The 24,666-nt window shown below is 69.2% G+C and carries 20 protein-coding genes and 2 pseudogenes; 11 read left to right on the top strand and 11 right to left on the bottom strand.

The window, feature by feature from the left end:
• Nucleotides 1-13: 13 nt before the first annotated feature.
• Together ACIRJR_RS14255 and ACIRJR_RS14250 are read right to left on the bottom strand one after the other, a co-directional pair.
• On the bottom strand, nt 14-1,471 hold the full coding sequence (locus tag ACIRJR_RS14255) for a Gfo/Idh/MocA family protein (RefSeq protein WP_403778987.1): 1,458 nt from the start codon (nt 1,469-1,471) through the stop codon (nt 14-16).
• A 451-nt stretch (nt 1,472-1,922) separates the two neighbouring features.
• Nucleotides 1,923-3,983, bottom strand: a complete 2,061-nt coding sequence (locus ACIRJR_RS14250; protein WP_403778984.1) for a phosphocholine-specific phospholipase C — start codon at nt 3,981-3,983, stop codon at nt 1,923-1,925.
• A 448-nt stretch (nt 3,984-4,431) separates the two neighbouring features.
• Here ACIRJR_RS14250 and ACIRJR_RS14245 point away from each other — a divergent pair, with 448 nt between their 5' ends.
• The 3 genes from ACIRJR_RS14245 to ACIRJR_RS14235 all read left to right on the top strand — a co-directional run bounded on the left by ACIRJR_RS14245 (nt 4,432) and on the right by ACIRJR_RS14235 (nt 6,586).
• The gene (locus tag ACIRJR_RS14245; protein WP_403780307.1) at nt 4,432-4,944 is read left to right on the top strand and encodes a DUF1707 domain-containing protein; all 513 of its coding nucleotides are present in this window, start codon (nt 4,432-4,434) and stop codon (nt 4,942-4,944) included.
• Between the two features lie 350 nt (nt 4,945-5,294).
• On the top strand, nt 5,295-5,603 hold the full coding sequence (locus ACIRJR_RS14240; protein ID WP_403778981.1) for a hypothetical protein: 309 nt from the start codon (nt 5,295-5,297) through the stop codon (nt 5,601-5,603).
• Nucleotides 5,604-6,265: 662 nt separating this feature from the next.
• A complete protein-coding gene (locus ACIRJR_RS14235) occupies nt 6,266-6,586 on the top strand; it encodes a hypothetical protein (RefSeq protein ID WP_403778978.1) in 321 nt (106 codons plus the stop codon).
• 9 nt (nt 6,587-6,595) lie between these two features.
• On the opposite strand, the pseudogene ACIRJR_RS14230 reads toward ACIRJR_RS14235, so the two are convergent.
• Nucleotides 6,596-6,819: pseudogene (locus ACIRJR_RS14230) on the bottom strand (hypothetical protein); the annotation flags it as partial.
• Between the two features lie 1,010 nt (nt 6,820-7,829).
• On the opposite strand from ACIRJR_RS14230, the gene ACIRJR_RS14225 reads away from it, so the two are divergent.
• The gene (locus tag ACIRJR_RS14225; RefSeq protein WP_403778975.1) at nt 7,830-9,206 is read left to right on the top strand and encodes a cytochrome P450; all 1,377 of its coding nucleotides are present in this window, start codon (nt 7,830-7,832) and stop codon (nt 9,204-9,206) included.
• Nucleotides 9,207-9,391: 185 nt separating this feature from the next.
• Entirely contained in the window at nt 9,392-9,544 is a 153-nt protein-coding gene (locus ACIRJR_RS14220; protein ID WP_403780382.1) for a hypothetical protein, read from the top strand.
• On the opposite strand, the pseudogene ACIRJR_RS14215 reads toward ACIRJR_RS14220, so the two are convergent.
• A pseudogene (locus tag ACIRJR_RS14215) lies at nt 9,531-9,693 on the bottom strand (IS5/IS1182 family transposase); the annotation flags it as partial. The gene ACIRJR_RS14220 and the pseudogene ACIRJR_RS14215 sit on opposite strands and share 14 nt — an antisense overlap.
• A 376-nt stretch (nt 9,694-10,069) precedes the next feature.
• On the opposite strand from ACIRJR_RS14215, the gene ACIRJR_RS14210 reads away from it, so the two are divergent.
• Complete coding sequence (locus ACIRJR_RS14210; protein WP_403778972.1) at nt 10,070-10,459, top strand: hypothetical protein; 390 nt, start codon at nt 10,070-10,072, stop codon at nt 10,457-10,459.
• Nucleotides 10,460-10,565: 106 nt separating this feature from the next.
• Here the strand turns inward: ACIRJR_RS14210 and ACIRJR_RS14205 are convergent, their stop codons facing one another.
• The 3 genes from ACIRJR_RS14205 to ACIRJR_RS14195 all read right to left on the bottom strand — a co-directional run bounded on the left by ACIRJR_RS14205 (nt 10,566) and on the right by ACIRJR_RS14195 (nt 12,051).
• Nucleotides 10,566-11,090, bottom strand: coding sequence for a hypothetical protein (locus ACIRJR_RS14205; protein WP_403778969.1), 525 nt, complete (start codon nt 11,088-11,090; stop codon nt 10,566-10,568).
• A complete protein-coding gene (locus tag ACIRJR_RS14200; protein WP_403778966.1) occupies nt 11,083-11,613 on the bottom strand; it encodes a pyridoxamine 5'-phosphate oxidase family protein in 531 nt (176 codons plus the stop codon). The genes ACIRJR_RS14205 and ACIRJR_RS14200 overlap by 8 nt, the downstream gene beginning before the upstream one ends.
• Before the next feature lie 174 nt (nt 11,614-11,787).
• Nucleotides 11,788-12,051: a hypothetical protein gene (locus ACIRJR_RS14195; RefSeq protein ID WP_403778963.1), complete on the bottom strand. Its 264-nt coding sequence runs from the start codon at nt 12,049-12,051 to the stop codon at nt 11,788-11,790.
• Between the two features lie 401 nt (nt 12,052-12,452).
• On the opposite strand from ACIRJR_RS14195, the gene ACIRJR_RS14190 reads away from it, so the two are divergent.
• Both ACIRJR_RS14190 and ACIRJR_RS14185 read left to right on the top strand, forming a co-directional pair.
• On the top strand, nt 12,453-13,178 hold the full coding sequence (locus tag ACIRJR_RS14190) for an alpha/beta fold hydrolase (protein WP_403778960.1): 726 nt from the start codon (nt 12,453-12,455) through the stop codon (nt 13,176-13,178).
• A 594-nt stretch (nt 13,179-13,772) separates the two neighbouring features.
• Nucleotides 13,773-13,931: a hypothetical protein gene (locus ACIRJR_RS14185; RefSeq protein WP_403778957.1), complete on the top strand. Its 159-nt coding sequence runs from the start codon at nt 13,773-13,775 to the stop codon at nt 13,929-13,931.
• A gap of 452 nt (nt 13,932-14,383) precedes the next feature.
• On the opposite strand, the gene ACIRJR_RS14180 is transcribed toward ACIRJR_RS14185, so the two are convergent.
• Both ACIRJR_RS14180 and ACIRJR_RS14175 read right to left on the bottom strand, forming a co-directional pair.
• Entirely contained in the window at nt 14,384-16,051 is a 1,668-nt protein-coding gene (locus tag ACIRJR_RS14180) for an MFS transporter (RefSeq protein ID WP_403778955.1), read from the bottom strand.
• A gap of 605 nt (nt 16,052-16,656) precedes the next feature.
• Complete coding sequence (locus ACIRJR_RS14175; RefSeq protein ID WP_403778952.1) at nt 16,657-16,800, bottom strand: hypothetical protein; 144 nt, start codon at nt 16,798-16,800, stop codon at nt 16,657-16,659.
• Nucleotides 16,801-16,990: 190 nt separating this feature from the next.
• Between ACIRJR_RS14175 and ACIRJR_RS14170 the strand changes: the two genes are divergently transcribed.
• Nucleotides 16,991-19,282 carry an ATP-binding protein gene (locus tag ACIRJR_RS14170; RefSeq protein ID WP_403778949.1) on the top strand — a complete coding sequence of 764 codons (2,292 nt, stop codon included), beginning with the start codon at nt 16,991-16,993 and terminating at the stop codon, nt 19,280-19,282.
• A 657-nt stretch (nt 19,283-19,939) separates the two neighbouring features.
• Here ACIRJR_RS14170 and ACIRJR_RS14165 read toward each other — a convergent pair.
• Nucleotides 19,940-20,377 (bottom strand): MerR family transcriptional regulator, encoded by a 438-nt coding sequence (locus ACIRJR_RS14165; RefSeq protein ID WP_403778946.1) that lies wholly within the window; start codon nt 20,375-20,377, stop codon nt 19,940-19,942.
• A 399-nt stretch (nt 20,378-20,776) separates the two neighbouring features.
• On the opposite strand from ACIRJR_RS14165, the gene ACIRJR_RS14160 reads away from it, so the two are divergent.
• The gene (locus ACIRJR_RS14160) at nt 20,777-22,279 is read left to right on the top strand and encodes a SulP family inorganic anion transporter (RefSeq protein WP_403778943.1); all 1,503 of its coding nucleotides are present in this window, start codon (nt 20,777-20,779) and stop codon (nt 22,277-22,279) included.
• Between the two features lie 589 nt (nt 22,280-22,868).
• Nucleotides 22,869-23,054, top strand: coding sequence for a hypothetical protein (locus ACIRJR_RS14155; RefSeq protein WP_403778940.1), 186 nt, complete (start codon nt 22,869-22,871; stop codon nt 23,052-23,054).
• Between the two features lie 128 nt (nt 23,055-23,182).
• On the opposite strand, the gene ACIRJR_RS14150 is transcribed toward ACIRJR_RS14155, so the two are convergent.
• Nucleotides 23,183-24,049 carry a hypothetical protein gene (locus tag ACIRJR_RS14150; RefSeq protein WP_403778937.1) on the bottom strand — a complete coding sequence of 289 codons (867 nt, stop codon included), beginning with the start codon at nt 24,047-24,049 and terminating at the stop codon, nt 23,183-23,185.
• Nucleotides 24,050-24,666: the final 617 nt, after the last annotated feature.

Raw genomic sequence — 24,666 nt, 5'->3', positions numbered from 1 at the left:
GGCTGCCCACGGGTCAGGACACCGGCGGCATCTCCGTGCTGCGCGAGTCGAGGCCGGGGCGCAGATTGACCCAGCTGCCCCGGGTGAAGTCCGGGACAGCGACCGGACGTCCCTTGTTCTCCAGGGACATGACACTCAGGGGGACCGGTGCGCACCAGGAGGCCGAGTCGTACACGTCGATGTCGGGCACCAGCCCCGCGCGCATCAACTGCACCGTGCGCCACTGGAGGACGTAGTCCATGCCACCGTGCCCGCCGTTGTTCGCGGCGTCGTCGCCGATCGTCTTCCACAGCCAGTGGTCGAACTCCTTGAGGTACGTGTCGAAGTCCCGCCAGGAGTGGCCGCTGTGGTCCGGCTCGACGTAGATGCGTCCGCCCGTCGTCGACGTACCGGCGTAGTCCTCGAAGATGCCCCGGCTGCCGGCGAGCGAGTTGATACGGCTGTAGGGGCGGGGCGAACTCACGTCGTGCTCGGCCCTGATCGTCCTGCCCTTGGCCGTCTCGATCGCACAGCTCACCAGGTCCCCGTTGATGTACGTCTCGCGCCAGGACGGATGCGACTTGGGCACGAAGCGCTCCCGGTAGTCGGCGAGGCCCTTCGGAGCGGTGGAGGTGGCCTTGAGCGTCGTCATGCGGTCGCCGCGGTTGATGTCCATGGCGGCGGCGATCGGCGCCAGGCCGTGCATGGCGTAGAAGGAGGCGGTGCTCCGCGTGTGCCAGCGCCTGCGCCACGCGTCGGTGTAGTACGTGTCGGAGAAGAGCAGTTCGCGCAGGTCGTGCAGGTACCCGCCGTGCCCGTTCGTGACGTCCCCGAACAGGCCCTCGTGCGCCATCTTGAGCATGGCCAGCTCGTTGCGGCCGTAACTGCAGTTCTCCGACAGCATCAGATTCCTGCGGGTGCGCTCCGAGGTGTCCACGAGGTCCCACAGCTCGCGGAGCTCGGTCGCGATGGGCAGCTCGACGACGACGTGTTTCCCGGCGAGGAGCGCCGACTTGCCCTGCTCGTAGTGGAATTCCCAGGGTGTGGCGATGTAGACGAGGTCGATGTCGTCACGCCGCAGCATCTTGGCGTAGGCGTCCGCCGACCCGCCGTACTCCGCGGGGCGGGGCTTCCCGGCGGCCACCAGGCCGTCAGCGGTTCGCTCGGCGCGGTCGGCCCGGATGTCGCAGACGGCGGTGACGAGACAGCCGGGCACGACGGACCAGCCCGTGGTCATGCCGGATCCTCGGTTGCCCAGCCCGATCACACCGACGCGGACGGTCTTGTGGGGCTCGAACGGCACGTTGATCATCGACTTCTGACCGGAGCGGCGGGAAGGGGCCGGAACCGCTCCCTCCGCTCCCGAGGCCGCCGGTGTCGTGCTCGTGGCCGCTGCCGCGCCGGTGGCCGGTCCGAGGCCGGCTGCGACGGCTCCCGTGGCCAGCGTTCCTCCGAGCAGCAAGCGGCGTGAGACGGCAGGGATGTGGGGCATGGCGAGACACTCCTCGATGCGTGACCGGCTGCACTGGCGGGGACGACTCTGGCCGTGACGTCGCTCGCGTGTCAATAGATGCTCGAAGGAAGCGTGTTACGAACAAAATCAATCAATCGGCTGCGCGGGTGCGCGCGGTCCGGGAGTATCAGTGAGGAGCGTTCGAGGTGTCGGCCCCCCTTTCGTCGTCATCGCGATGGCCGGACAGCGCTCGACCGCAGGTCTGACCACGGCCCCACTGGCGACAGCCCGGGCGTGACGCCGACGGCCACCGACGACGGCCCCGCGTGACGCCGACCGGCTGGGGCATCGCCGCCGGGGCCGTTGTCGGCGTGTTCGAACCCGCCAACCCGTCCGGCACCCCGCGACCGCTTGCCGCGAAACGCCCGCCGCCGCCCCAGGGCCTGAAGGTCCTGGAACGGCGGCCGCCGAGCACTCCGGACAGGCTGCGTCAGACCGTCTTGATCGCCGGGTCGGAGACGCCAGGAGCCCCTGTCTCCACATGGCCCGCGAAGCGGCGCAGGAAAGTGGCGTCGGCGTCGGAGACGACCTCGACGTCGTACCAGCGGGCGGAACCGCGCAGATCGACCGTGTGGGAGACGGTCGCACCGGCGTTGACCTTGAAGGTCTGAGCCGTGCTGCCGTAGGCGTTGGTCACCGTCAGGTTGACCGCGGACGAGCCGGAGTTGGTCATGCTGAGCGCCAGATTGCCGCTCGCCGTCACGTGGCGGGCCGTGACCTCGGGACCGGCCTTCTTCACCGGCCCCTGCCAGGCGCGGAGAAAACCGTTCGGGCCCCAGACCGTGAGATCGATCCGGTTGCCGGTGGAAGTGCTGGTGCTCCAGGTGTCCGAGAGTGTCCTGCCCGCGTCCACGGTGTACGGCCAGGGGCCGTCCGTGCGGTTGCCCGAGGTGCTGTGGAAGTGGGCGCCCAGCGTGGGCCCGCCCGCGAAGGTCAGAGTGAACTTGCCGGTGGAGACGGTGGCCCGGCCGTCCACGTACGGCTGGTAGCCGAGGGCGCGGGCCGGCCTGGATCCGGCCTCCTGCCCCGGAAGGGAGCCCGTGGCCGGCGGGGTCGGGTGGTACGACGGGTGACGGTTCCTGTCCGGCGGCAGGTACTGGGCCGTCGAGGGCAGCGCGGCGGGGGCCGCGTCCGCGCGGGTGAAGTCGAAGGCTGAGGTCAGGTCCCCGCAGACGGTCCGGCGCCAGGGAGAGATGTTGGGCTCCCGCACCCCGAAACGCTTCTCCATGAAACGGATCACCGAGGTGTGATCGAACGTCTCGGAGCAGACGTACCCGCCCTTGCTCCACGGCGACACCACGATCATCGGCACGCGAGGGCCGAGCCCGTACGGTCCCGCCGCGTAACCGTTGCCGCCCGCGTACAGGTCCTTCGACACATCTGCCGTGGACAGGCCCCAGGCAGCGGAGGCCGGCGGGTACGGCGGGACGACGTGGTCGAAGAAGCCGTCGTTCTCGTCGTAGGTGATGAACAGGGCGGTCTTCGCCCACACCGCCGGATTCGCCGTCAATGCGTCCAGGACCTGAGAGATGTACCAGGCGCCGAAGTTGGTCGGCCAGTTCGCGTGCTCGCTGAAGGCTTCGGGAGCGGCGATCCAGGAGACCTTCGGGAGGGTCCCGTCGACCACGTCCGTACGCAGCCGGTCGAAGTACGTACCGCCCGCCTTCACGTCGGTGCCGGTGCGGGCCTTCTCGTACAGGGCGCTGCTGGGCCGGGCATCGCGGAAGCTGTTGAAGTACAGCAGGGAGTTGTCGCCGTAGTTGCCGCGGAAGGCGTCGTCGATCCAGCCCCAGGACCCGGCGGCGTCCAGCCCGTCGCCGATGTCCTGGTAGATCTTCCACGGGACCCCGGCGGCCTCCAGTCGCTCGGGGTAGGTCTTCCAGCTGTATCCGGCCTCCTGGTTTCCGAGAACCGGGCCCCCGCCCGTGCCGTCGTTGCCGGTGTGGCCCGACCAGAGGTAGTAGCGGTTGGGGTCGGTGGCTCCGATGAACGAGCAGTGGTAGGCGTCGCAGACCGTGAACGCGTCGGCGAGGGCGTAGTGGAAGGGGATGTCCTTCCGTGTCATGTACGACATGGTCGTGGCCGTCTTGGCAGGCACCCACTTGTCGTACTTGCCGTTGGCGTACGCCTCGTGGCCGCCGGCCCAGTCGTGGTCCAGCCCCTCCAGGAACCGCATCCCGAGGTCGGCCACCTGCGGGTTGAACGGGAGGATGTCCTTCGTGCCGTCGGACTGGTGGAAGACGGACTTTCCGTTGTCCTGGAGCACCGGCCGGGGGTCCCCGAAGCCTCGCACGCCCCTCATCGCCCCGAAGTAATGATCGAAGGAACGATTCTCCTGCATCAGGACGACGATGTGCTCGATGTCCTGGATCGATCCGGTACTGCCCTGCGCCGGAATCGCGGCGGCCCGCGCGATGCTCTCGTTGAGCATCGCGAAGGCCGCAGTGCCTCCGGCGATCTGCAGGAACCTACGACGGTCGAGCTCTGTCATGGGGGGACGACCTCTGGGGTGATGGGGGTGATGGGGGTGAGGGGGATCGGGGCGCCCCAAGGACAACGGTCCCGGGGTACCGGGCGGGGACAGGACAGTGGCATCAGGCCGTACACCTGGAGAACGAATGCCCCTGACGGCACCGGACCTGTCCACCTCAGCGGCTGGTGGGAGCGTAAGGGCAGTACTCCCGTGCACAACAGGTCTCGGTGGCACGCTGCTTGAAAGGGCCACAGTTTCCGCCATCCGGGACTTGACCGTGATGCCCGTGAAACACGTGGGATCCGCTGAGTGAGCCTGGCCGCGGCGCCCGGTCGCACCCCTCCGGCAGGAGCGCCGGCCGCACCACCTTTCCAGGAGATGCCCTGCTCGGCTCCTCGGCGTGTTCGTATCGCCGGTGCGGCAGTAGGGTGAAACGGTGACCTCCCCACCGAACGGCTCGGAGCCAATGATCGGCGAAGCCGAACGTGACAAGGCCGTGCAGCGCCTTCAGGGCGCCTACGCCGAGGGGCTCATCCCGCACGAGGAGTTGGACGAACTCCTCCATCAGGTACTCACCGCCGAGGTGCGGAGCGAGCTGGTGTCGGCGCTGGTCTCACTCCCCGAGGAACACCCGGGCACCACATCGACGATCGCAGCCGCCGGCGGACGGATCCAGCGGGGCGGCGCGTGGCGGGTCCCCCGGAACCTCAAGATCGCGTCCGCGTTCGGAAGGGTGCGACTGGATCTCTCCCGGGCGGTCTTCGAGCATCCGGCAGTCGACATCGAGTTGCAGCTCGGCACCGGCAGGGCCAGGATCACGGTGCCCCGCGACGCGATCGTCGACATCGAGGGTTTGCACACCGGGTGGAAGGACCTGCGTTACAGGGCCCCGCAGCGCTCCCGGCCAGGCGGGCCTGAGATCCGGATCTCCGGCACCATGGGATTCGGACGGTTGAAGATCCGCCACGCCCGGCGTTGAGGCGTCACCCGGCACCTGGACCAGCCCCAGGAGAGTAGCGCCAAGGCGGCTCCCGTCCCGCCGCGCGTGTCCCCGGCGGGGCGGGAAGCGCGCTGATGAGTCCGGGGGAGTTGAACGGGCCTTCCGTTTCCGGCCGGAGGATCGGCCCACCGGACTCTGCACATCCTCCTGCCGTTGCCTTCGGTCTGTCTGTCCACCGACCGGGCCGCCCGTCCACGGATGGGACTCCGAGCAGGGCGGTTGATTTCACGAGGAGCCTCCGACCTGAATGGGTGTCGCGGTGATTCCCGGAAACGAGGGAAGCCGGAACAGGACGGAAATCAGTTGCGCACCATACGTGAGGAGCTGTCATGACCACCTTTGTCATCACCGTCCCTGGAACCTTCGTCGTCGACGTAGCAGAGACCTCCCAGGCAGCCCTCGAACGCAAACTGGCCACGCAGCACACGGCCCTGAGCGAGAACGAGGGGCTCGACCTGCTCACCCTCAACGATGAGGGAACCTTCTCCGTTCGGCTCGAAGTCGATGCCCCGGACCGGTACGAGGCGGAACTGCATGCCGTGGAACTTGTTGCCAGGGCGCTGAGGGAGACGGGGTTCGCCGAGCAGGACGCGTTTCTGGGAACGCCTGTGGTCACAGGAATCGACAGCGACCTCTGAGCCGTGAAACTCGCTGTACGGCGTGCGGCGTATCGGGTGCGGGTCGATGAGGACTGCGAAGGCATCGCCCGGGGCGGACGCCGTCTTCGGTGGTCGCATCGGCGACGGAGTGAGCACACCCCTGGTAGCGCTCGGTCGTTGACGACCAGAAGACCCGGCCTGTCGCGCGGATCGTGGGCGTCCGGGGCCACCAGCCGCCTGAACCGCCCGCCCTGGAGCGATCGGCGGCAGCGGCGATCACATCCCGCCGCAGCGGTGGGCGACCGCAGGGACAGGCCGGCGGACCGGGACGCGAATCCGGGCAATCGGCCAGGACTTCGCCACAAGTCCGGGCTGTTGATGCTGCTTACGGAGCGGGTTCGAGACCCGCGCCGCCATGGCTCCGGGGATCGACCGCTACGGAATGATCGCGGCCGGGGTCTGCCGCTCTTCCGTCCCGCCTCGCACAGGACCGAGCCGAACAGCAGCGGACGACGAGGCAGAACGCACCCGAATCGTCCCCTGTCCGGGAGGGCTGAGGCCTGTCCGGTGGGTCGTATGAGCTGATCAGGGATGTGGCCTACTGTTCGCTGAACGAAGGGGGCCGCATGGCACGCGATACAGCTCAAGTAGAAGCGGGGATGAAGGGGATCACGTTTCCTGCCTGGCACGGAAAACACTATGTGACGCTGGCTGAGCTACTGGTTCGCCTCGGCAGCTTCGGCCTGGACCTGACCTGGCGCGTCGAGTTCGACGAGATCGTCGACCCCCGGTGTGTCGAGATGGAGAGGCTGTCCGCCGACGCAGGCATGGACACGTTGACCTTGTTGTCACTGACGACCCCCTTCCTCCAGTTGATCGACGCCGAAGCACGTGGGTTCGCCCAGGACGAGCTGGCGCTCGTCCTGACCGAATTCGACAGTTCCTCCTGGGACATCAGGGCTGTCGACGAGGGCGTACTGAGCGAACTACGCCACTGTTACCCGGGGGCCAAGGACCTCTGAGCGCGTGCTTCACCGACGCAGCCATAGGCGGATCGCCGCCAAGGTGACTGTTCCGTGGAAGACGTACGCCCGCTTGTCGCAGCGTGTGGCGACGGCTCGGACATTCCTTCCAGGACGGGAATCATCTGCGGTGCGTCCCCGCACCGGCCGGGCGTGATGACAAACCCGGGCGGGCGACACCCGCCTTCCCAGACAAGGCGCATCTTGCTGGTGAGCCCGCCCCGCGAGCGCCCCGCGTCCCACCGGAACGAGTTCCCGGCAGGAGCGTCACACGACCCGTCGGACAGTCCCTAAGGCATGCCGTCCCGGGCCTGGTGGTCCAGGAAGTCAACCAGCCGTGCTTCGGACCGTTGAAGCCGTTCGCGTTGCTCATGCGGAAGCGTGGCCAGGGCGTCGATGAGGACGTGCCTCCGGGGAACGTGCACCATGTTGCCCCAGTAGATCCGGCAGCCGGAACACCACGCGAGCCCGATACACCGCTCGAACATCGAAGACTCGGGTGGATGGAAGCGGTACTGGTACGACCCGACGGTCGTCCCGCAGACGGCGCAAACCCGGCGATCCCCGCCGGACACGGTCTCCCAGATCTGGACCTTCAGCCAGCGCTGTCGCTTCGCAGAGGGGCTTCGAGTCTTCACGGCGAACATCCTCGCCCACAGAAGGTTCGTCCCGCATCCCTTTCACGCCGGGCCGGCCCGACTCAGCCCGGAACCGCGCCCACTTCAAGCCGGGACGATCGCTGCTTGAGCACGGCAGAAGGAGTCGGCCCGGACCGCTGCGCACCCATCGAGTGCTCGTGCTCCAGCTGGATCCAACCCGTGCACCTGCGCACGGAGTGGGGGATTGGGGGTCCGTGATGCCGCGCATGGACATTTTCCCGGTCCGGAACGGAGTGCCGCTGATCCTCCACCGGTCCCCAATCCCTTCACGTCCGCGCGGCCTGCCAACGCGTCATCGCTGAGGCGCACGGCGAAATCACGCCACCCACGCCTTGTCCGGGCCCGACACGCACGCAGTGCCACAACTACTTCACCTGCTGTCGACAAGACCCTCACAGCCCCGTGATCCGCAGGCGGCTCGACGGTACACCCCGCCTACCTGCGAAAACTGTGGCGCTTCCCAGTGGAGAACTCAGCAAACTCCTGCCCAAGTGGCGTAGACCACTCCTCAGGGCAGATTGCTCTCAGGCGTGACCAGGGAACCGATAGGGAGCCAAGATCGGCTTGAAAGGTGGCATGCACTCGTGACGCTCGTAACGCCTCCCCCCATCCCCAGAGCGGCAGGCTCGGTTCCGCTGCTGGGTCACGCGATACAGCTCATACGCGACAACCTCGGCTTCGTCGCCTCATTGCGCACCAGATACGGCCCGCTGGTCGAGATCACACTGCAGCCCGGTACCCGCACACTGATCGTCCAAGACCCCGGCCTCATCCGTACCATGCTGATCGATCTGGGCCCCAGCCTCGACAAAGGCCGGTTCTTCGAAAAGATGGGCCAGTTGCTGGGCGACTCCGTCGTCACCGCAGCGGGACAGGAGCACGTCCGCAAACGACGCCAGCTCCAACCGGCCTTCGCCCGCACGCAGATCTCCCGTTACGTCGACATCATGCGGGCGGAGACCGACGCCGCCGTCGGCACCTGGATCCCCGGTCGGCAACTCGACGTCCGCGAGGCCATGGTCAAGCTGTCGCTCGACATGCTCGTCAAGACCGTCTTCGCCGGCAGCTTGGACGAGGCAACGTTCCGCCGACTGCGCGACGACCTGTCAGTGGTCATGAACGGCGTCGGCGCACGCGTCATGCTGCCCGACTGGATGGAGCGGATTCCCCTCCCCTTCAACCGCCGCTTCAACGCCGCCAGGGACGCAGTCCGGGCCACCATCCACCATGCCGTGGCCGAACTCCAGGAATCGGGACAGGACACCGGTGACATGCTGTCCCTGCTGCTCCATGCCACGGACGAGGAGGCGGGTCAGCAGCTGACCGCGCACCAAATCAGCTCGGAAATCCTCACTCTGGCCGTGGCGGGAACCGAGACGACCGCTTCGGTACTGTCCTGGGCGCTCCACGAGATCACCCGCAACGCCGCCATCGAACGGGAAGTCCTGGACGAACTCGACGCCGTCCTCGACGGCCGGCCCGTCACGTTCGACGATCTTCCTCGGCTGCCCTGCCTCGATCGCGTCATCCGGGAAACACTGAGGTTGCATCACACGGGCTGGCTCGTCACCCGTCGCACCGTCACCCGGACGCGCCTGGGGCCATGGTCGGTCCCCGCCGGTACCGAGCTCGCCTACTGCCAGCACGCCCTGCACCGTGATCCCGAACTGTTCCCGGACCCTCTCACCTTCAAGCCCGACCGCTGGCTGGACGAGGCGCAGGCCCAAGCGTTCACGCCCGGGGCGTTCCTTCCCTTCGGGGCGGGCAAGCACAAGTGCATCGGAGACCGGTTCGCCCTCACCGAACTGGTCACCGCCCTGGCGACCATCGTCCGGCGCATACGCTTCGAACCCACTTCGCACCTGGAGGTACGGCCCGTCGCCGGAGCAACCGTGCGGCCCAGCACCCTGCTGATGGCCGCCCACCGGCGCAGCGACCCTGCTGAGGAGAGACAGCACTGACAGGCGCCGTCTCGGGTGTGGCTGATCCAGCTTTGCAGGGGACCGTCGGCGGGCCCGGGTGGGGACGAGTCAGCCCGCGAGGGCTATCTGCAAGGTGCTCATCTGCAAGGTGCTCAGGGGCGCCTTCCAGCGCATGGTCCGTTGCTGACGGGCCCTTGCCGGTGGAAGCCAGGCCCACCAGGTCCATGCAGACGCACTTGAGGGCCGCGGCCTCGTTCGGGGAGGAGTCCGCGGCCCTGCGGACGCGGGAGTTGACGGGCTCGATCGCGTTCGTCGAGCAGATCTCCCTGCGGGATCTCGACGCCGTCAGGCATGGTCGAGCGTCCTCAGATCCGTGAGGACGCTCAGGTGGTCGATGATCCGGTCCGCCGCCGACTTGGAGGCCCGTAACAGCGGGGCGATCCGGCGCCCTGTCAGGTTCGTGCGCCAGTACTGCGTGACCAGTGGGGCCCGGTCCTTCCAGCGGTCGACTCCCCGGTCGCCCCCTGTGTGGATCGAGGCGCCAGCGCAGTGGCCACCTGAGCCAGGCGACCGGCTGACAGGGCGAAGAGGTTGGCAGGGTTGCGGAAGGAGTACTCGCCATCGTTCACGCAGAATCCGCTCCCGGCCGACGTCCAGCGCGCGGGGCCGGGAGCCCCTTGGTCCTCCAGGAGAGCAGAGGCGAGGGCCTCGGGGTACTCCACGCCCGTGCGGGCGCTGAGCGCATCCGCCAGGCGGCCGACAGCGCCGTCGGGTACTGCGTCGTCGCCGAACGCAGGCAGCAGGAGCAACAGACGGGAGTCGGGATCGGTGGTGCTGCCGCCGGGCAACATGTTGTCCGTAGCTGCCACGAGCTCGGGCCAGGACAGGCCAGGACCCATGAAGTGCCCGTCATCCCGGGCGAGGAGTTCGGCCTGGCCCCAGTCGGGGTGGTGGAGGAGGTAGTCGGTTCCGGTGTCGTCCGCGACAGTCCGGTAGACCACGTGAAGACGATGGTCAGCCGCGAGCGGAATCGTGAACGCCGGCCACCGGGCCTGCTCCCGGAGTCGACGCTGGAAGTCGCCGGCCGCCTCGTAGTCCGCGCCGAACAGCAGTTCCTCGGCCTCCTCGCTCTGGACACACGAAGAGAGGTGCCCCAGCCAGAAGAGCGGCTCGTCCAGGAGCCCCGCCCGGTACGCCAGGGGGCCACCGCTGTATCCCGCTATCCGGGCGGGCTGCAGGTCTGCACTGTTCATCACAGCGGACATCATGCCGACCTGGCTCCGCGCCCTTGAGGCCGGGCGCCCAGCCGATCATTGCGGAACTGGACAGCTCTTGACCACGCACCTTCGTGAAGCTGACCGCCCGACGGGTGGCCAGATATGCCCAAAACACGTCTGATCAGCAAGAATGAGGACGGCCGAGGTTCTTGCTCCGGCCGCCGTCGGAGGCATTTCCCAGGTGACGAAATGCGCGGACTCCGGGAGCTGATCGTTTCACGCGGAGACCGGCTTCTTGCCTGTGGAAGATCACAGAAGCGATGCGGAACAGGGCAAGGGCAAGAGCGCTGACGGCGAGTACTGCGAGAACGACGATCGTGGGGTTCACCCACGCGGGCACGAGACTGACGTGCTCGTTGCATGCGTTGGCCAACGGGAAGAGGGACGTGCCATCCGCCCCCGTGCGGACACGCCATGCCTGGTCGTAGCTGGTGTGACTGTTGAGCTCGCAGGTCTCCCGATTGTCCAGACCTCCTGCGAAGGCGCCGACCCCCCACACCACGACGGCGGTTCCGCCGGCCGCACCAGCGGCACCGACGAGCGCAATGGGCTGCGCGTGCCATGGAGCTCCTGCGCCGTGACGCAGCTTCCACAGCCCTGCCAGGAGGGCCGCCAGGACGAGAACTGCGAAGATGAGGTCAGACATTCCTGGTCCAGAACTGACGCGGCGTGAAACCCTCGCGCCGCAACCAGTGCTCGGTATAGACGATCCGCTCGGCTTCGATCACGACCAGAGGGCCTGACTGGGGTTCGTCGAGAGAACACGACCGCTCGACATGGTCGGACTGCCAGCGGAACGCTGGCCAGTAGTGCTCGAAATCGGGGTCGTCCTCAGACAGCACGCGAGCTCGCCCGAAGAGCTGAACCCCTCGGCTGCTGGCCTGCCCGACCAGCGGAGCGAAGATCCCCACCGACACCCGGGGGTCGGCGGCGAGGTTCCTCATCTTCGGAGAAACGGGCGCCGTGCTGAACATCACCGTGAAGCCAAGGTGGAAATACCGCACTGGCGTCGCGAGCGGCCCTTCCGGCCCTGCCGTCGCGAGCACACACATGTTCTGCGACGACAGCAGGTTGAGTATTCGTTCTTCCAGACGCTCGCGATCGAGCCGCTTCTTCGGCGACGGGCCAGCCAGCCACGGGTTGGTCACAGGCATGATCGAGTATCCCATGCCTCATCCCGTGGCTCTCCAGAGCCACGGCCGACACGGTGTCAGCCGTGCCGTCAGGTCTGCACCGTCGCTACTAGCGCAAGGCCGGCCACTTCCCCGCCTTCGCCGGTATCGCCGCTACCCTCATCTGCTACCGGCGACTCGCCAGATAGTAGAACTCTTCGACACTCCAGGTCAGCGCCACTCGGGCGGAATGTTGGCGAGCCGCGTCAGCAGGTCCCAGTCGGCTGAACGGAACTTCGGGTCGTGCCACCGGGCGCCACTGGCGACCCAGTATCCACGCAGCTCGCGGACCTGCGACACGTTGTCATCGCCGATGCCGGATTCGTTGTAGCAGCAGGGGCAGATGACGTACTGCGGTACGCCGTACTCGTTGAACACCGCTTGGCCATCGTCGTACCCGCAGATCCGGCAGGTGGTCTCGGTCTTGTCATCCATGATCATCTCGGCCAGAGCCTACCGATCGACGGCAAATGACACGGCCTCTGAGCAGGACAGGGCCTCGAGCGCTGCTCGCCAGCATCTCGCTCCTGCAAGCACGGAAAGGCCACACGTGATGCGCCGACAGTCAAGGTGCCCCCACTCGCCGGCCCTAGTGTGCGGGGCACGCCTGGGTCCACTCGCCCGGCCCGGAGACGCTCGCGCGTGTCCGTCCGGCAGAGGTGACCCGGCCGACCGCCGTCCTGAGCGCGCGTACGCGCGCTCAGGACGAACCGCCCCCACGGCGGCCGTCGGTGTCTCCGGGCGCCGCTCCGCTTCCCCCCAGAGGGGGGCGCATCCACCCCGCCTGCCCGGCCGCCTGTCGGCCGGTCACTATCACCGCAACCAGGAGTTGTCCCATGTCCCGCCCCGACAGCCCGACCGTCGTTCTGGTCCACGGCGCCTTCGCCGACGCGTCCAGCTTCTCCCGGATCATTCCCGAACTGACCGCCCGCGGCCTGGACGTCGTGGCCCCGGCCGTGCCCAACCGCAGCCTGCTCGGTGACTCCGCCTACATCGCCTCGGTCGTCCGCCAGATACCCGGACCGGTGGTGCTGGTCGGGCACTCCTACGGCGGTGCCATCATCACCGTCGCCGGCGTGGAGGACAACGTCAGAGCTCTGGTCTATCTGGCCGGTTACGCCCTTGAGGAGGGTGAGAGCCTGGGCGAACTGCAGGGTGGCTTCCCCGACTCCGACCTCTCGGGCGCGCTCGTCTACACCCCCTTCCCGGTGGAGGGATCCACCACTCCGGGAACCGACGTGTCGGTCCGGACCGACGCATTCCCCGCGATCTTCGCCGCCGATGTCGACCCCCACCTCGCCTCCGTCCTGGCCGTCTCCCAGCGTCCGCTGGCCGCGCAGGCCTTCGGCGAGAAGGCCCCGGCCGCCGCATGGAAGACGAAGCCCTCCTGGGGTCTGGTCGCCGCAGCCGACCGCACCATCAACCCGGAAGTGGAGCGCTTCGGCTACCAGCGCGCCGGCATGACCATCGTCGAGGTCGAATCCTCACACCTGGTGATGCTTGCCCACCCCGAGCGCGTCCTCGAGCTGATCGAGGAGGCCGTCCGGGCGACGAGCGCCTGACGCCGACGCCGCTTGTCCGTCGTCGCCCCGGGCACTGCCCCTCCGGGGGCCAGCAGCCGTTCCTCGTCGCCGTGGCTCCTCCTGGTCCGCCGAGGGTGGGACGGCTGCTGTTCTCCGCCGCCCCCGACCGCCCGACTGCCCGACCGTCCGTCCGTCCGCGGCCACGGGCGGCCGGGCCCTGGGGGCCCCGCCCACACACCCCGCGCCGTCCGGGAACACATCCTCGCGGCTCTGTAGAAGACAACCCGACGAACTCACCGATATCCCGCCACGCCGTCACTGCTGGCCGGCGTTGCCACCCTGGCGACTCCCAGCGCGGCATCCGTGGCCCCGCCACGCCACCGGAGTGACGCCGCCTGCACGCAGTGTCCTGGACAGCGTGCCGGGCGCTCTCGTGCTCGCGGGGCACTCCTACCGCGCACCGCGGATCGGCCATCGCGAGGCTGAGGCTCGACAACCACGGGTCAAGGCGCTCGTTCTCCAGCCGTCTGCGTGCCGGACATCGGGGCGAGTGCGGGCAACTGGGGGAACTGACGGACAGATTCCCGGGCAGCATGTGAGGGCAGGCCATGTCGCTCCGGTCCTACCCGTCTCATGGCGGAGGGAGAGGCGAGGAGCCGATCCATCGAGAGGCACCTGTTCCGCGAGGAGTTCGCTGCCGACGTCCTCGTATTGACCAACCAGGTGATGGCCTCCGGCAAGCGGCCGATCATGGTGGTTGCCCTGAGCGAGAGGGCGACCACAGCTGCGTAATGGGGAATCCCGAACTGGTATTTCGTAGCCACCGGGGACCGCAACATCCCGCCGGCCGCCCGAACGGTGGATGGCCGAACGGGCCCGTGTCTGCCCGTTCCGACACGCTTCGCACCCCCACGCGGTCGCCGCGGGTCATCCCCGCGCCGTCACGGAGCTGATCCTGGACGCCGCCCGCTGAGCGAGTCCATGGTGCCGTCGAGGGAAGGTGCGGATCCCGGCCCTGGCCGGACGGCCGCCCGACGTGCTGATCCGTGAATTGGGCGCATGCCCGGCGCAGCCCCTTCGAGCGGCTTCGCCGGGAGTCCGACCCCACCGGCATCAGCTGACTCGCCCCCTCAGGCCACGGGCCGAGCCCGGCCGAAGGCGGGCCCCGGCTGATGCGGTCTCGGCGGGGGCCAGTTCCGTCCTTTCGGGCACGGCCGTGCCGTCCCCGGCAGGCCCATCGGGCGTCAGCGGCCCGACGCCTGCTCCGGGACCACCGTCTCCTGCCTGCCGGGTACCACCGGGCCCCCGGCCGTATCGAAGGCGTGGGTCACTCTTGGGGTTGTGCCCTCCACGAGCAAATGGCGAGCGCGCCCCTCGTGACGCCGGTCGGTCGCCGTGAGCCTGCCGTGGTGCTGGGCGAGATGCTCCGACCACGAGGCGACCACGTAGTGCTCGACGAACCTCTCGGCATCGTTGCCGTCCTGATAGAGCCCCCAGGTGAGGGCTCCCGTACGCCGACGTGAACGGGCCACGTGGTCCATGCACTCCGTGAAGGCGGCCCTGTCCCCGGCGGCGACCCGGTACTCGACGGAGACCAGCACGGGCCCGTCCGCTGGGCCCGGAACGAACACCAGGGGCGGAACGGGCCAGTGATCGGACGGGCTGGGGTCGATGCCCTCCATGCCGTGGAGCGGCCAGCGGCGCACGCTCACCGCACCGACCAACAGCAGCCCGCTGCCCGCCAGGAGGGCGAAGGTGAGCCCAGGGCCATCGGCCAGCGCGCCCCACACCGGTGCCGCCAGTGCCTGGCCGCCCTGGAAGAGCAGGAGGTAGACGGCCAGCCCCCGGGCCCTCACCCAGCCCGGCAACCTCGTCTGGAGGGCGGCGTTGAGAGTTGACAGCACACCGATCCAGGCCAGGCCGGCCGGCAGCAGGACGACCACCGCGAGCCAGGGGACCCGCACCGTGGCCAAGACCACCAGCACGCCGGCGTATACGGCCGCACCCGCGGCGAGTACGCCGTTGGCGCCGAGAGAACGGTGCGCGGCCGGGAGCAGGAAGGCTCCGCCCACCGCGCCGACGCCGACCGCCCCGAGCAACACCCCGTAACCTTGCGGGCCCAGGCCCAGCGAGCGGCTCGCGACCAGAGGCAGCAGCGACCACAACGCGGCGCCACCGGGGATGAACAGCAGCGTCCGCAGCAGGACCCGGCGGACGCCGGGCGCGTTCCACACGTAGCGGCGGCCGGCGTGCAGTGCCGTCAGGAGCCGCTCGCGCCGAACCGGGGGCGACTGCGTCGGAGGCCGCCTCCAGAACATGAGAACCGCCGCGATGCCAAGGTAGGACACCGCGTTGAAGGCGAAGACCCAGCCGGCGCCCGCTGCCGCGACCACGGCACCCCCGACGGCCGGGCCGACGGCTCGCGCGAGGTTCATGTTCATGGCTCCGAGAGCAGCCGCCTCACCCAGGTGCCGACGCTCCACGAGTTCCGGCTGGATCGCCTGCCAGGCGGGACCCATCAGAGCGGTGCCGCAACCCAGCAGGAAGGTGAGGCCGAGCAGCAGTTGCGGAGTGAGCGCGTCCATGAAGGCAAGCACGGCGAGCACGGTGGAGACGGCGAGCATGGCGCCTTGCGCGGCCAGGAGCACTCCGCGACGGTCGTAGCGGTCCGCCAGGACTCCCGAGGGCAGGGCCAGCAGTACGACAGGCAGACTGGAGGCCGTCTGAACGAGCGTCACCAGTGCGGCACTCTCACCGATCAGCAACCACTGTGCCCCCACCGTCTGCATCCAGCTGCCGATGTTGGAGACCAGTTGCGCGATCCACAACGCGCGGAAGACTCGCCCGGCCAGGGGGGCCCAGGCGGAGTCCGGCGCTGGCCGGCGGTCTCGAGGTGACGGTTTAGTGCTCATGGCCATCCGCGCCGGGGTGGGGAGGCGGCGCCATGCATCCGGCAGTGCCCCGGCGACGTTCGGGTGTGGTCGAACGCCACGGTAGCCATGCTCGGACGTCGTCCGTTGACCGAGAACGCACCGTCCCTGTCCCGTGGACGCAGTACTTCTCGGGCGCGGGCGAAGCCGGTGCGGCCCTCCCGCCCACACTGCGGACGTCGGGCCCACACCGGCTCCCGGCTGTGGTCCGATCCGGACGGCGGCCGGAGCGCTGAAGGCCACGGGTGACTGCGAGGGTGATCCCGAGCAGCACCGGCGTCGTCAGGGGCGGCAACGGCCCGTGGGGTCCAGGGCCGGCGGTGCGTGACCGTGCTCCTCCTGGAAGACCAGAGGAAGGAGGAAGCAGAGACGACGAAGGTGCTTCCGGTCTCCGGAGCGAGCCTGCGTCGGGCGCGCCGTCGGCGGGGCTGCTCTGACTCGGCAGCGGCCTGTGCCTGGCAGGGCGGAGACGTACCACGCCATCGACGGTGTGCGAAGCCGGACGGCCGCCGGCCCGTTCACGAGCAGCGGGCTGGGCGGAACTGGTGTCCGCGCCTGCCAGCGATCCGCATGCTGGTAGACGTGGATCACCCTTTGGCGACGGCGACGGCGACGGCGACGGCGACGGCGACGGCGACGGCGACGGCGACGTGGAGGAACCGCCCCCGCCGCCGTGGGACGAGCGCACCGTAAGCAGGTGCGGCGGTACGTGGTGGGTCGCCAGCGCGCAAGGCGTTGACCGTGGGAGCACTTCCCTCCCCGGCCGGGACACCCGGGCCGGGGGAGTCCCGGTCCGGCTCCGGGCCAGGGCATCCGGTCCGGCCGACTCCTGCCACTCACCCGAGGCCGGGCCGCTCGCGTCCTGAGATAATTCCCATCGTGCTCGGGCATTCCGTACGAGCCGGGGTGCAAGGGGCCAGGGTGACCGGTGACGACGCAGCGTTCGGTGCGCTGCTGAGAAGGATGCGGCTGGGGGCATCCCTGACGATCGAAGCTCTGGCCGAGGCATCGGGAGTGAGTGTGAGGGGCATCGGCGATCTGGAGCGCGGCCGGCGAGCGGCTCCGCAGCGGCGGACCGTCGCCGCGCTCGCCGACGGGCTGGGGCTGGGTGACGCGGAACGGGAGCGGCTGCTGGCTGCTGCCCGGGCAGGTCGCAGCCCGGGGTACAGCCCGGCAGGAGTGCGGGCCTTTCCGCGCGGAATTGACGACTTCGTGGGGCGCAAGCAACAGCTCGTCCGGCTGGCCGAACTCGCGGGGCGTACGGAGGAAGCAACCGGGCGGCCCGTGGTGGCCGTCGTGTCCGGGCCACCGGGAACCGGAAAGACCACGCTCGCGCTGCACGCCGCCCGGGAGCTGGCCGGCCTGTTCCCGGACGGGCAGCTGTTGGTGGACCTGCGTGGCATGGACGACGCCCCGCCCGCGCCGAGCGAACTGATTCTCGGTGTGCTCAAGGCCCTCGGTGTGGCGGACCGGGACCTGGCGAAGGCCGGGCCGTCGGCACACTCCGAGCTGTACCGCCAGACGCTGGCCGACCGGCGGTATCTCCTGCTGCTGGACAACGCCCGCGACGAGGCGCAGGTCCGGCCGCTGCTGCCCGGCACCGGCGCCGGCTTGGTGGTGGTGACCAGCCGGCGCATGCTCACCGGCCTGGAGAGCGTGCACCGCCTACCGCTGGGGGAACTGAGCACAGAGGAAGCCACCGCGTTCCTGACCACCATGGTGGGATCCGAGCGAGCGGGGAGCGACCCGGCGGGGCTCGCCGAGGTCGCCCATCGATGCGGGCACCTGCCCCTGGCCCTCCGGATCGCGGGCAACTGGCTGGCCACCCGCACCGGCTGGAGCGTGCGCCGCCTCACCGACCGCCTCGGCCTGGAGGAACGACGCCTGGACACACTGGCGGCCGGCGACGTGCGGGTGTCGGCCGCCTTCGACCTGTCCTACCGCCAGCTCACCCCCTCAGCGGCCCGCCTGTTCCGGCTGCTCTCCCTTCTCCACGGCCCGGACATTAGCGCGGCCTGCGCAGCCCAGCTGATCGGCCAGCCACTGTTCGACACCGAGGACACCCTTGAGGAACTGGTGGAGGCGGGGCTTCTGGGCGCGGACGGCGACCGCTACCGCTTCCACGATCTGCTGCGGCTGTACGCCCGCACCCGGCTGGATGCGGACGAGTCCGCCGCGGACGCCACGCGGGCCCGCGGCGCGGTGCACCGCTGGCTGCTGGAGACCGCGATCGTGGCGGGCCGTTGGTTCGAACCCGATCACGGCGCTCCGCCGGCCACCTGGCAGGGCGCCGTCGACCTGTCCAGCGCCGAGAACGCCCGCCGGTGGCTGCAGGCCGAGGGGCCCGAGTGGCTGGCCGCGCTGCGCCATGCCGCCGGTGCCGGGGAGCACGGAACCGTCGTGGAGGTCGCCGCGGCCATGCACTGGTTCTCCGACCAGTGGATCTTCTGGGGTCATTGGCCTGAGGTCTTCGGCACCGCGGCGAACTCCGCCGAGGCCCTCGGCGACCCACTTCTGGAAGCCACCCATCTCAACCACCACGCCTGGGCCATGCTCGTGTGCGAAGGCCGTCACCATGACAGTCTCACCCGCTCGAGCCAGGCCCTCGCCGCCGCGCGACGCTCCGGCGACCTGGTCCAGGAGGGGTGGGCCCACATGTACATCTCCTGGGCCCTGAGACGGCTCCGCGAGTACAACCCGGCCGTTGACCACAACAGCAGGGCAGCCCAGCTGTTCGAGGCCGCTGGTGACCTCACCGGTTCACTCCAGGCGAAGTCGGGTCATGGCCTTGCGCTGCTGCACGCCGGACGGGCGGAGGAAGCCATCGACGTCATCACCCGCACGCTCAGCTTCCTCGACGAAGCCGAAGACCGCCTGGAGCCGCACATCGCCGAATTCACCCGGACAAGTGAACACTCGAGGCTGGGGGACGCCTACAGCCTCCTGGAGTGCTGGGACGACGCCGTCGCCCACCTGCAGACCGCCGTCGCCCTCAGCCGCGACAGTGGCAACACGGCCCTCGAAAGCTTCCACGTGACATCCCTGGGGAAAGCGCACCTTGCCGCCGGGCGGCGAGAACAGGCCCATCAGGCCTTCCTCCGCTGCCTCTCCCTCGCCGACGCCAACCCGCGGAGCACCGCTGAGGCTCGAGAGCACCTCGCTCGCCTCGGCAGCCCTCCGCTTCCGGACCCCGCCCTCGCGCCACCTCCCTGACCGGTCCCTCGCACGCTCACCTTTCTGCCTGATTTCTGCACGGGAATCCGTGCACGCTCAGCTGATTGGGTGCGTGTTCAGGGAACCAGGGCAGAACGGCGCGTCCAGCGACACCGCAGAGTGTGCTCCTCACGACCGCATCCGTTCCCGACCGCGGACGAACTCGCCTGCTGGGCTTCCGCGGACCGAGGATCCGGGGAACGTCGCGCCGCGGGATGCCAATTTGGCCGTCGTCCTGCAGCATCCGCGTCCACGACGGCTCGGGCCTACGTGGACAAGCGGGGCAGGGACTGCGCGGGGAGGGGCCCTGGCTGCCGCCCGGGGGCTGTGGCCCACTACTGGGGCAAGCGCGGTTCCTCGGTCCGGGGTGTGGGCTGGGCGCACGCCTCGCGGGAGGATATGAGTTCCGGTACCGACCGGTGGCTGGTCAGGAAGCCCGGCGGCACGTGGAAGCCCGGCGGCGGCTGGAAGCGCGTGCGGCGTGCGGGTGGCACCTTCGTCGAGATGCCAGGAGCAGGGACGGGAATACGCGCCCGGTGTACCCGTGCGGTACTCGGATCTGCATCGAGTTCAAGGGCCCGTCCGCGAAGGCGTGCGTCTCGCTGAAGTGACCGGAGTGTCCCGAGTGGCACCGGGTGCGGCTTTTGGCCGGCCGGGTCAGGCGGGCAATTCGGCAGTGCGGGGAGCGGTCTCCCCGCCCGGAGCCTTCTGGAGGCGGGTGCGGAGGGTGGTGGCGAAGTCTTCGGCGCGGGTCAGCTGGGTTCGCAGCTCTTCGATTTTCCGGGCGGCGGCCTGTTCGTAGGTCTCGACGCGTTCCAGCAGTGCTCGGCGTTCGGTGCTGTCGGCCGGCTCGGCGGCGTCGAGGCGGTCGGTGATGTCGAGGAGGTCGCGCATCTCGTCCAGGGTGAAGCCGAGGGGCTTCATGCGGCGGATGACCATGAGCCGCTGCACGTCGGTCTCGGTGTAGAGGCGGAAGCCTCCCTGGGAGCGGGCGGAGGGGATGACGAGTCCGGTTTCCTCGTAGTGGCGGATGGTGCGCAGGGACAGTTCCGTCCGTGCGGCGACTTCGCCGATCTGCATGTGCTTGTCGTCCACGCCTGTGGCCCTGGCCCTTCTCGTCCTGGCTGGCCCGCGTCCCGTGCGGCCCCGCCGACCTCTACTCTAACGTTAAGGTAGAGTTGATGACGGAGAAGGCGGTCCCGCCGCCCCATGAATGCCGTTCCGGGCCGACGACGCCCCCCGGCGAAGATCCGATCCCGCAGGAGAGAAGCGTGCGCGTGCCCTTGTCGCCGATCGCCGCCGCCTGCCCGCCGTGACCCGTCGCACCCCGATGTGAGCCGCCGACCGCACACCCGCGCCGGCTCCGTCCCCTTCGACTTCCGGCCCGCCCTGCGGGTCGTCCGCGGGGTTCCGCTCCGGCCCCCTGCGTACCCTTCCCGCACGCGCCCGGCCTGCCGGCGGGCTTGTGCCTGAGCACGACAGGTTCCTTCTTCCTTGTCTTCTTCCCTGCTGACTCCCGCCGCGCGTCTTCGTGGCCTGCGACCGGACTGGCTGAACAACCCCAAGGTCTGGCGCACCGAGGTCCTCGCCGGCCTGGTCGTCGCCCTCGCCCTGATTCCCGAGGCGATCTCGTTCTCGATCATCGCTGGCGTCGACCCGGCGCTCGGGCTGTTCGCCTCGTTCACCATGGCCGTGGTCATCTCGATCGTCGGTGGCCGTCGCGCGATGATCTCCGCCGCCACCGGCGCTGTCGCGCTCGTCATCGCCCCCCTGAACCGTGAGCACGGCCTGGGCTACCTGATCGCCGCCGTCATCCTGGCCGGGATCATCCAGGTCGCCCTCGGGGCGCTCGGGGTGGCGAAGCTGATGCGGTTCGTACCCCGCTCGGTAATGGTCGGCTTCGTCAACGCCCTCGCCATCCTGATCTTCATGGCCCAGGTCCCGGAGATGCACGACGTGCCCTGGGCCGTATACCCGCTGATCATCGGCGGCCTGGCGCTCATGGTCTTCTTCCCGAAGGTCACGAAGGTGATCCCGGCCCCGCTGGTCTCCATCGTCATCCTCACCGTCATCACGCTCGCGGCCGGCATCGCCGTCCCGACAGTGGGCGACAAGGGCGAACTGCCCTCCTCCCTGCCGGTCCCCGGTTTGCCGGACGTGCCGTTCACGATGGACACCCTGACCACCATCGCCCCCTACGCACTGGCGATGGCGCTGGTCGGCCTGATGGAGTCCCTGATGACGGCCAAGCTGGTCGATGACATCACCGACACCCACTCCTCCAAGACTCGCGAGTCCATCGGCCAGGGCATCGCCAACATCGTCACCGGTTTCTTCGGCGGCATGGGCGGCTGCGCCATGATCGGCCAGACGATGATCAACGTGAAGGTCTCCGGCGCCCGCACCCGCCTGTCGACATTCTTGGCGGGCTCGTTCCTGATGGTGCTGTGCATCGTCTTCGGGCCTGTCGTCTCCGACATTCCCATGGCCGCCCTGGTGGCCGTGATGGTGATGGTGTCGTTCGCGACGTTCGACTGGCACTCCATCGCCCCCAAGACGCTGAAGCGGATGCCCACCGGTGAGATCGCCGTCATGGTCATCACCGTCATCGTGGTGGTCGCCACCTCCAACCTCGCCATCGGCGTCGTCGTCGGCTCCGTGACCGCCATGGTCATCTTCGCCAAGCGAGTCGCCCACCTCGCCCGCGTCACCGCCGTCACCGACCCCGACCACACCACCGTCGTCTATTCCGTGACCGGTGAGTTGTTCTTCGCCTCCTCCAACGACCTCGTCGGCCAGTTCAACTACGCAGGCGACCCCGACAAGGTCGTCATCGACCTGTCCGCCGCCCACATCTGGGACGCCTCCTCGGTCGCCGCACTCGATGCCATCGAGACCAAGTACAAGCAGCGCGGCAAGACCGTTGAGATCATCGGCCTGAACGCCCCGAGCGCCGACCTCCACGGCAAGCTCACCGGCGAACTCACCAGCCACTGACCCCGATCCCGCAGCTCCACACCTGATGACCCCGGCACACATGCCGGGGTCATCAGCCGTTCAAGAGGCCGGCGAGGGGCTGCGGTAGGTGCCGAAGGTCCACAGGTTGCCCCCGGGATCCCGCACCGTGCACACATACGCCGCAGCACCCGACGCGAACCGGGTCTCGTGCGGCGGTTCGAGAACCGCCGAGCCCCCGGCACCGACCCGCCGTGCACCGCGTCCACGTCATCGCTCACCACGTGCACCGCGCTCATACCGGCCCGCATCACGCCGTGCACGGAGTTCGCATGTTGGGTTGAACCGAACATCAGCGCGCCACCCCGGGACCAGCGGGCGTTGAGAACGCGCCCACCGGGATCATCCGGGCCTCCCAGCACGGGGCCGGCCCATCCTCCGAGCGTGCGCCGACCTGCGGGGCACCGCAGTGGGCGTTACGGCAAACGGGTGATGGCCTGCCCGGCACGACTCGCGCCTTCCACGCTGCTGTTCTGCCCGCCGGGTTCCAGGCCTCTTCACGGGGTGCGACTCCGCGTCGGCCACGACATGCCGGGTCGCGCCCCGCAGCCGGGCGTCGTACACCGGACACATGAGCGAGGAACAGACGTCGTGGCATCCGGGCGAGGTCGTGCCGGAGAGCGGGATCTATGAGTGTGACTGCGGGGCAGGTCACCACTGGAGCACCGACGTGAAAGGCCACCGCTTCCCGCCCCTGCCGGCAGGCTGCCCCGGGGCCGCGTGGCGACTCCGGACGGACGCGCACCCCGACTCCTGAACCCAGCCTCTGACCCGCCCCTGGGGGAGCCCGCGTGGTGTTGAGGCCGCCCGTAAAATCGATGCCCACGCGGGCCCGCGACACCCTCCCGCCCAGGGGCACGGGGGGTGGAATCGGTCTCCCAGCACTCAGCTGCTGAGGTCGAACACGCCCCACGCGGTGAACGGCTCGGCCTGGACGTAGATCCTGCTTCCTCGGCCGACGACCCGGCGGCGGCCGGGGAGGGGGCCGTCGGGCAGGGTGAGCAAACCGACGTCCCTCGGCTCGACGGATGTTTCGGTGAGCTCTCCGTGGGCGAGTCGGTCCCGCTCATCGCCGTAGCCGTCGTAGAAGGCGACCCGCTCGCCGTGGACGGCCACCGCTTGGGCACCCCGCACGCGGTTCGCCCACACCTTCACGGGCCGGCCGGGCCGGTTGGGGCGTATCTCGACGAGCGGGAAGTCCGTGTACGGGCATGCCCAGGCGGTGGTGCCCGACACGTTCAGGGCGTAGCAGTCGAAAAGGCCGGGGATGCTTGCGCCGTCTGACGTCCAGTACATGTGGCCTACGGGGCTCCAGCAGCGGATTCCGACCGGGTTCTCGTCGAAGTGCCCGACCCAGATGTGGCCGGCCTCGTCCACGAGCAGGCGCTCGATGGCGTCCCCGACGGAGAAGGACGAGGTCTCGCGGCCGAGTGCGTCGAAGACCTGGACCTGGTCCGCGTCTTCGTACCGGCGGGCGCGGGAGGCTGCCACGACGAACCCGCCGTCGGGCAGGCGGTCCAGGTGCGGCCAGCGGGCCCGCAGGGCGCTCAGCTCGGTGAGTTCGACGTCGCCGCCCGGGTGAACGGAGACGACCAGCGCGTCGAAGGGCAGGACATCGACGCCAGGCTGCGGAGCGCGGTCGGCAAGCAGCCAGTGGGCGACGCCGAAGACGTCGACGGTACTGGTCAGGACGTGGCGGGCATGGTGCCTTCGGGGGAGGTGGGCGTAGGGAACGAGGGCGGTCTTCTGCACGGGCGGGCTCTCCTGGGTGGGCGGTCACGGCGTTCGGGCGCTGCGATGAGCGGCGGTCGGCGGTGCGCGTGCGGTGGAGAGCGAAGCGGGGCGCCTAGAAGGCATGGCCCTTTCTGGTCGTCATGAGGTAATCATCGTCGACGTGTGACCCCCATGACAAACCTTTTCGGTCCACGCTCACGCGTGTGTTCCCCCCGCTCAGCCTCGGCGAGGGCCGGCCTGGCCGCCGACTCGCATGCGCAGCGCCACAAAGCCCAGTGCTCATCGGACAGATCCAGTGCTCAGTCACAGCGGCTGTGACTGAGCGCGATACCTGGCCCGAACAGACAATTCCGATGCTCGGAATCGTCCCGGCTGACGCCGAGTGCGAACTGGCCCGCGTGCATGTGTCGAGCAACAGAAGCCCGCCCCTCGACTGCGGTCCTCACCGTCCGGTGCACAGCGCAAAACGGCGGGCTTCATTTCGGCGCCATCGGGCATGGGGGCCGACGCGTCCAAGGGGCCTCCGCCCCACCCCGACACTGACAGCAGGCGGCGTTCCCCGCTCGCGCAGGCTGGCGAAATGGATGGAGCATCGCGGCACCGTACCGCGCAAAGCCGAGCGATGGCAGGGCATG

Origin of the sequence: Streptomyces sp. NPDC102402 (assembly GCF_044765765.1) — a bacterium.
GTDB lineage: Bacteria > Actinomycetota > Actinomycetes > Streptomycetales > Streptomycetaceae > Streptomyces.
Note: the sequence above shows the minus strand (reverse complement) of the source record. Positions and strands in the feature narration are given on the sequence as shown.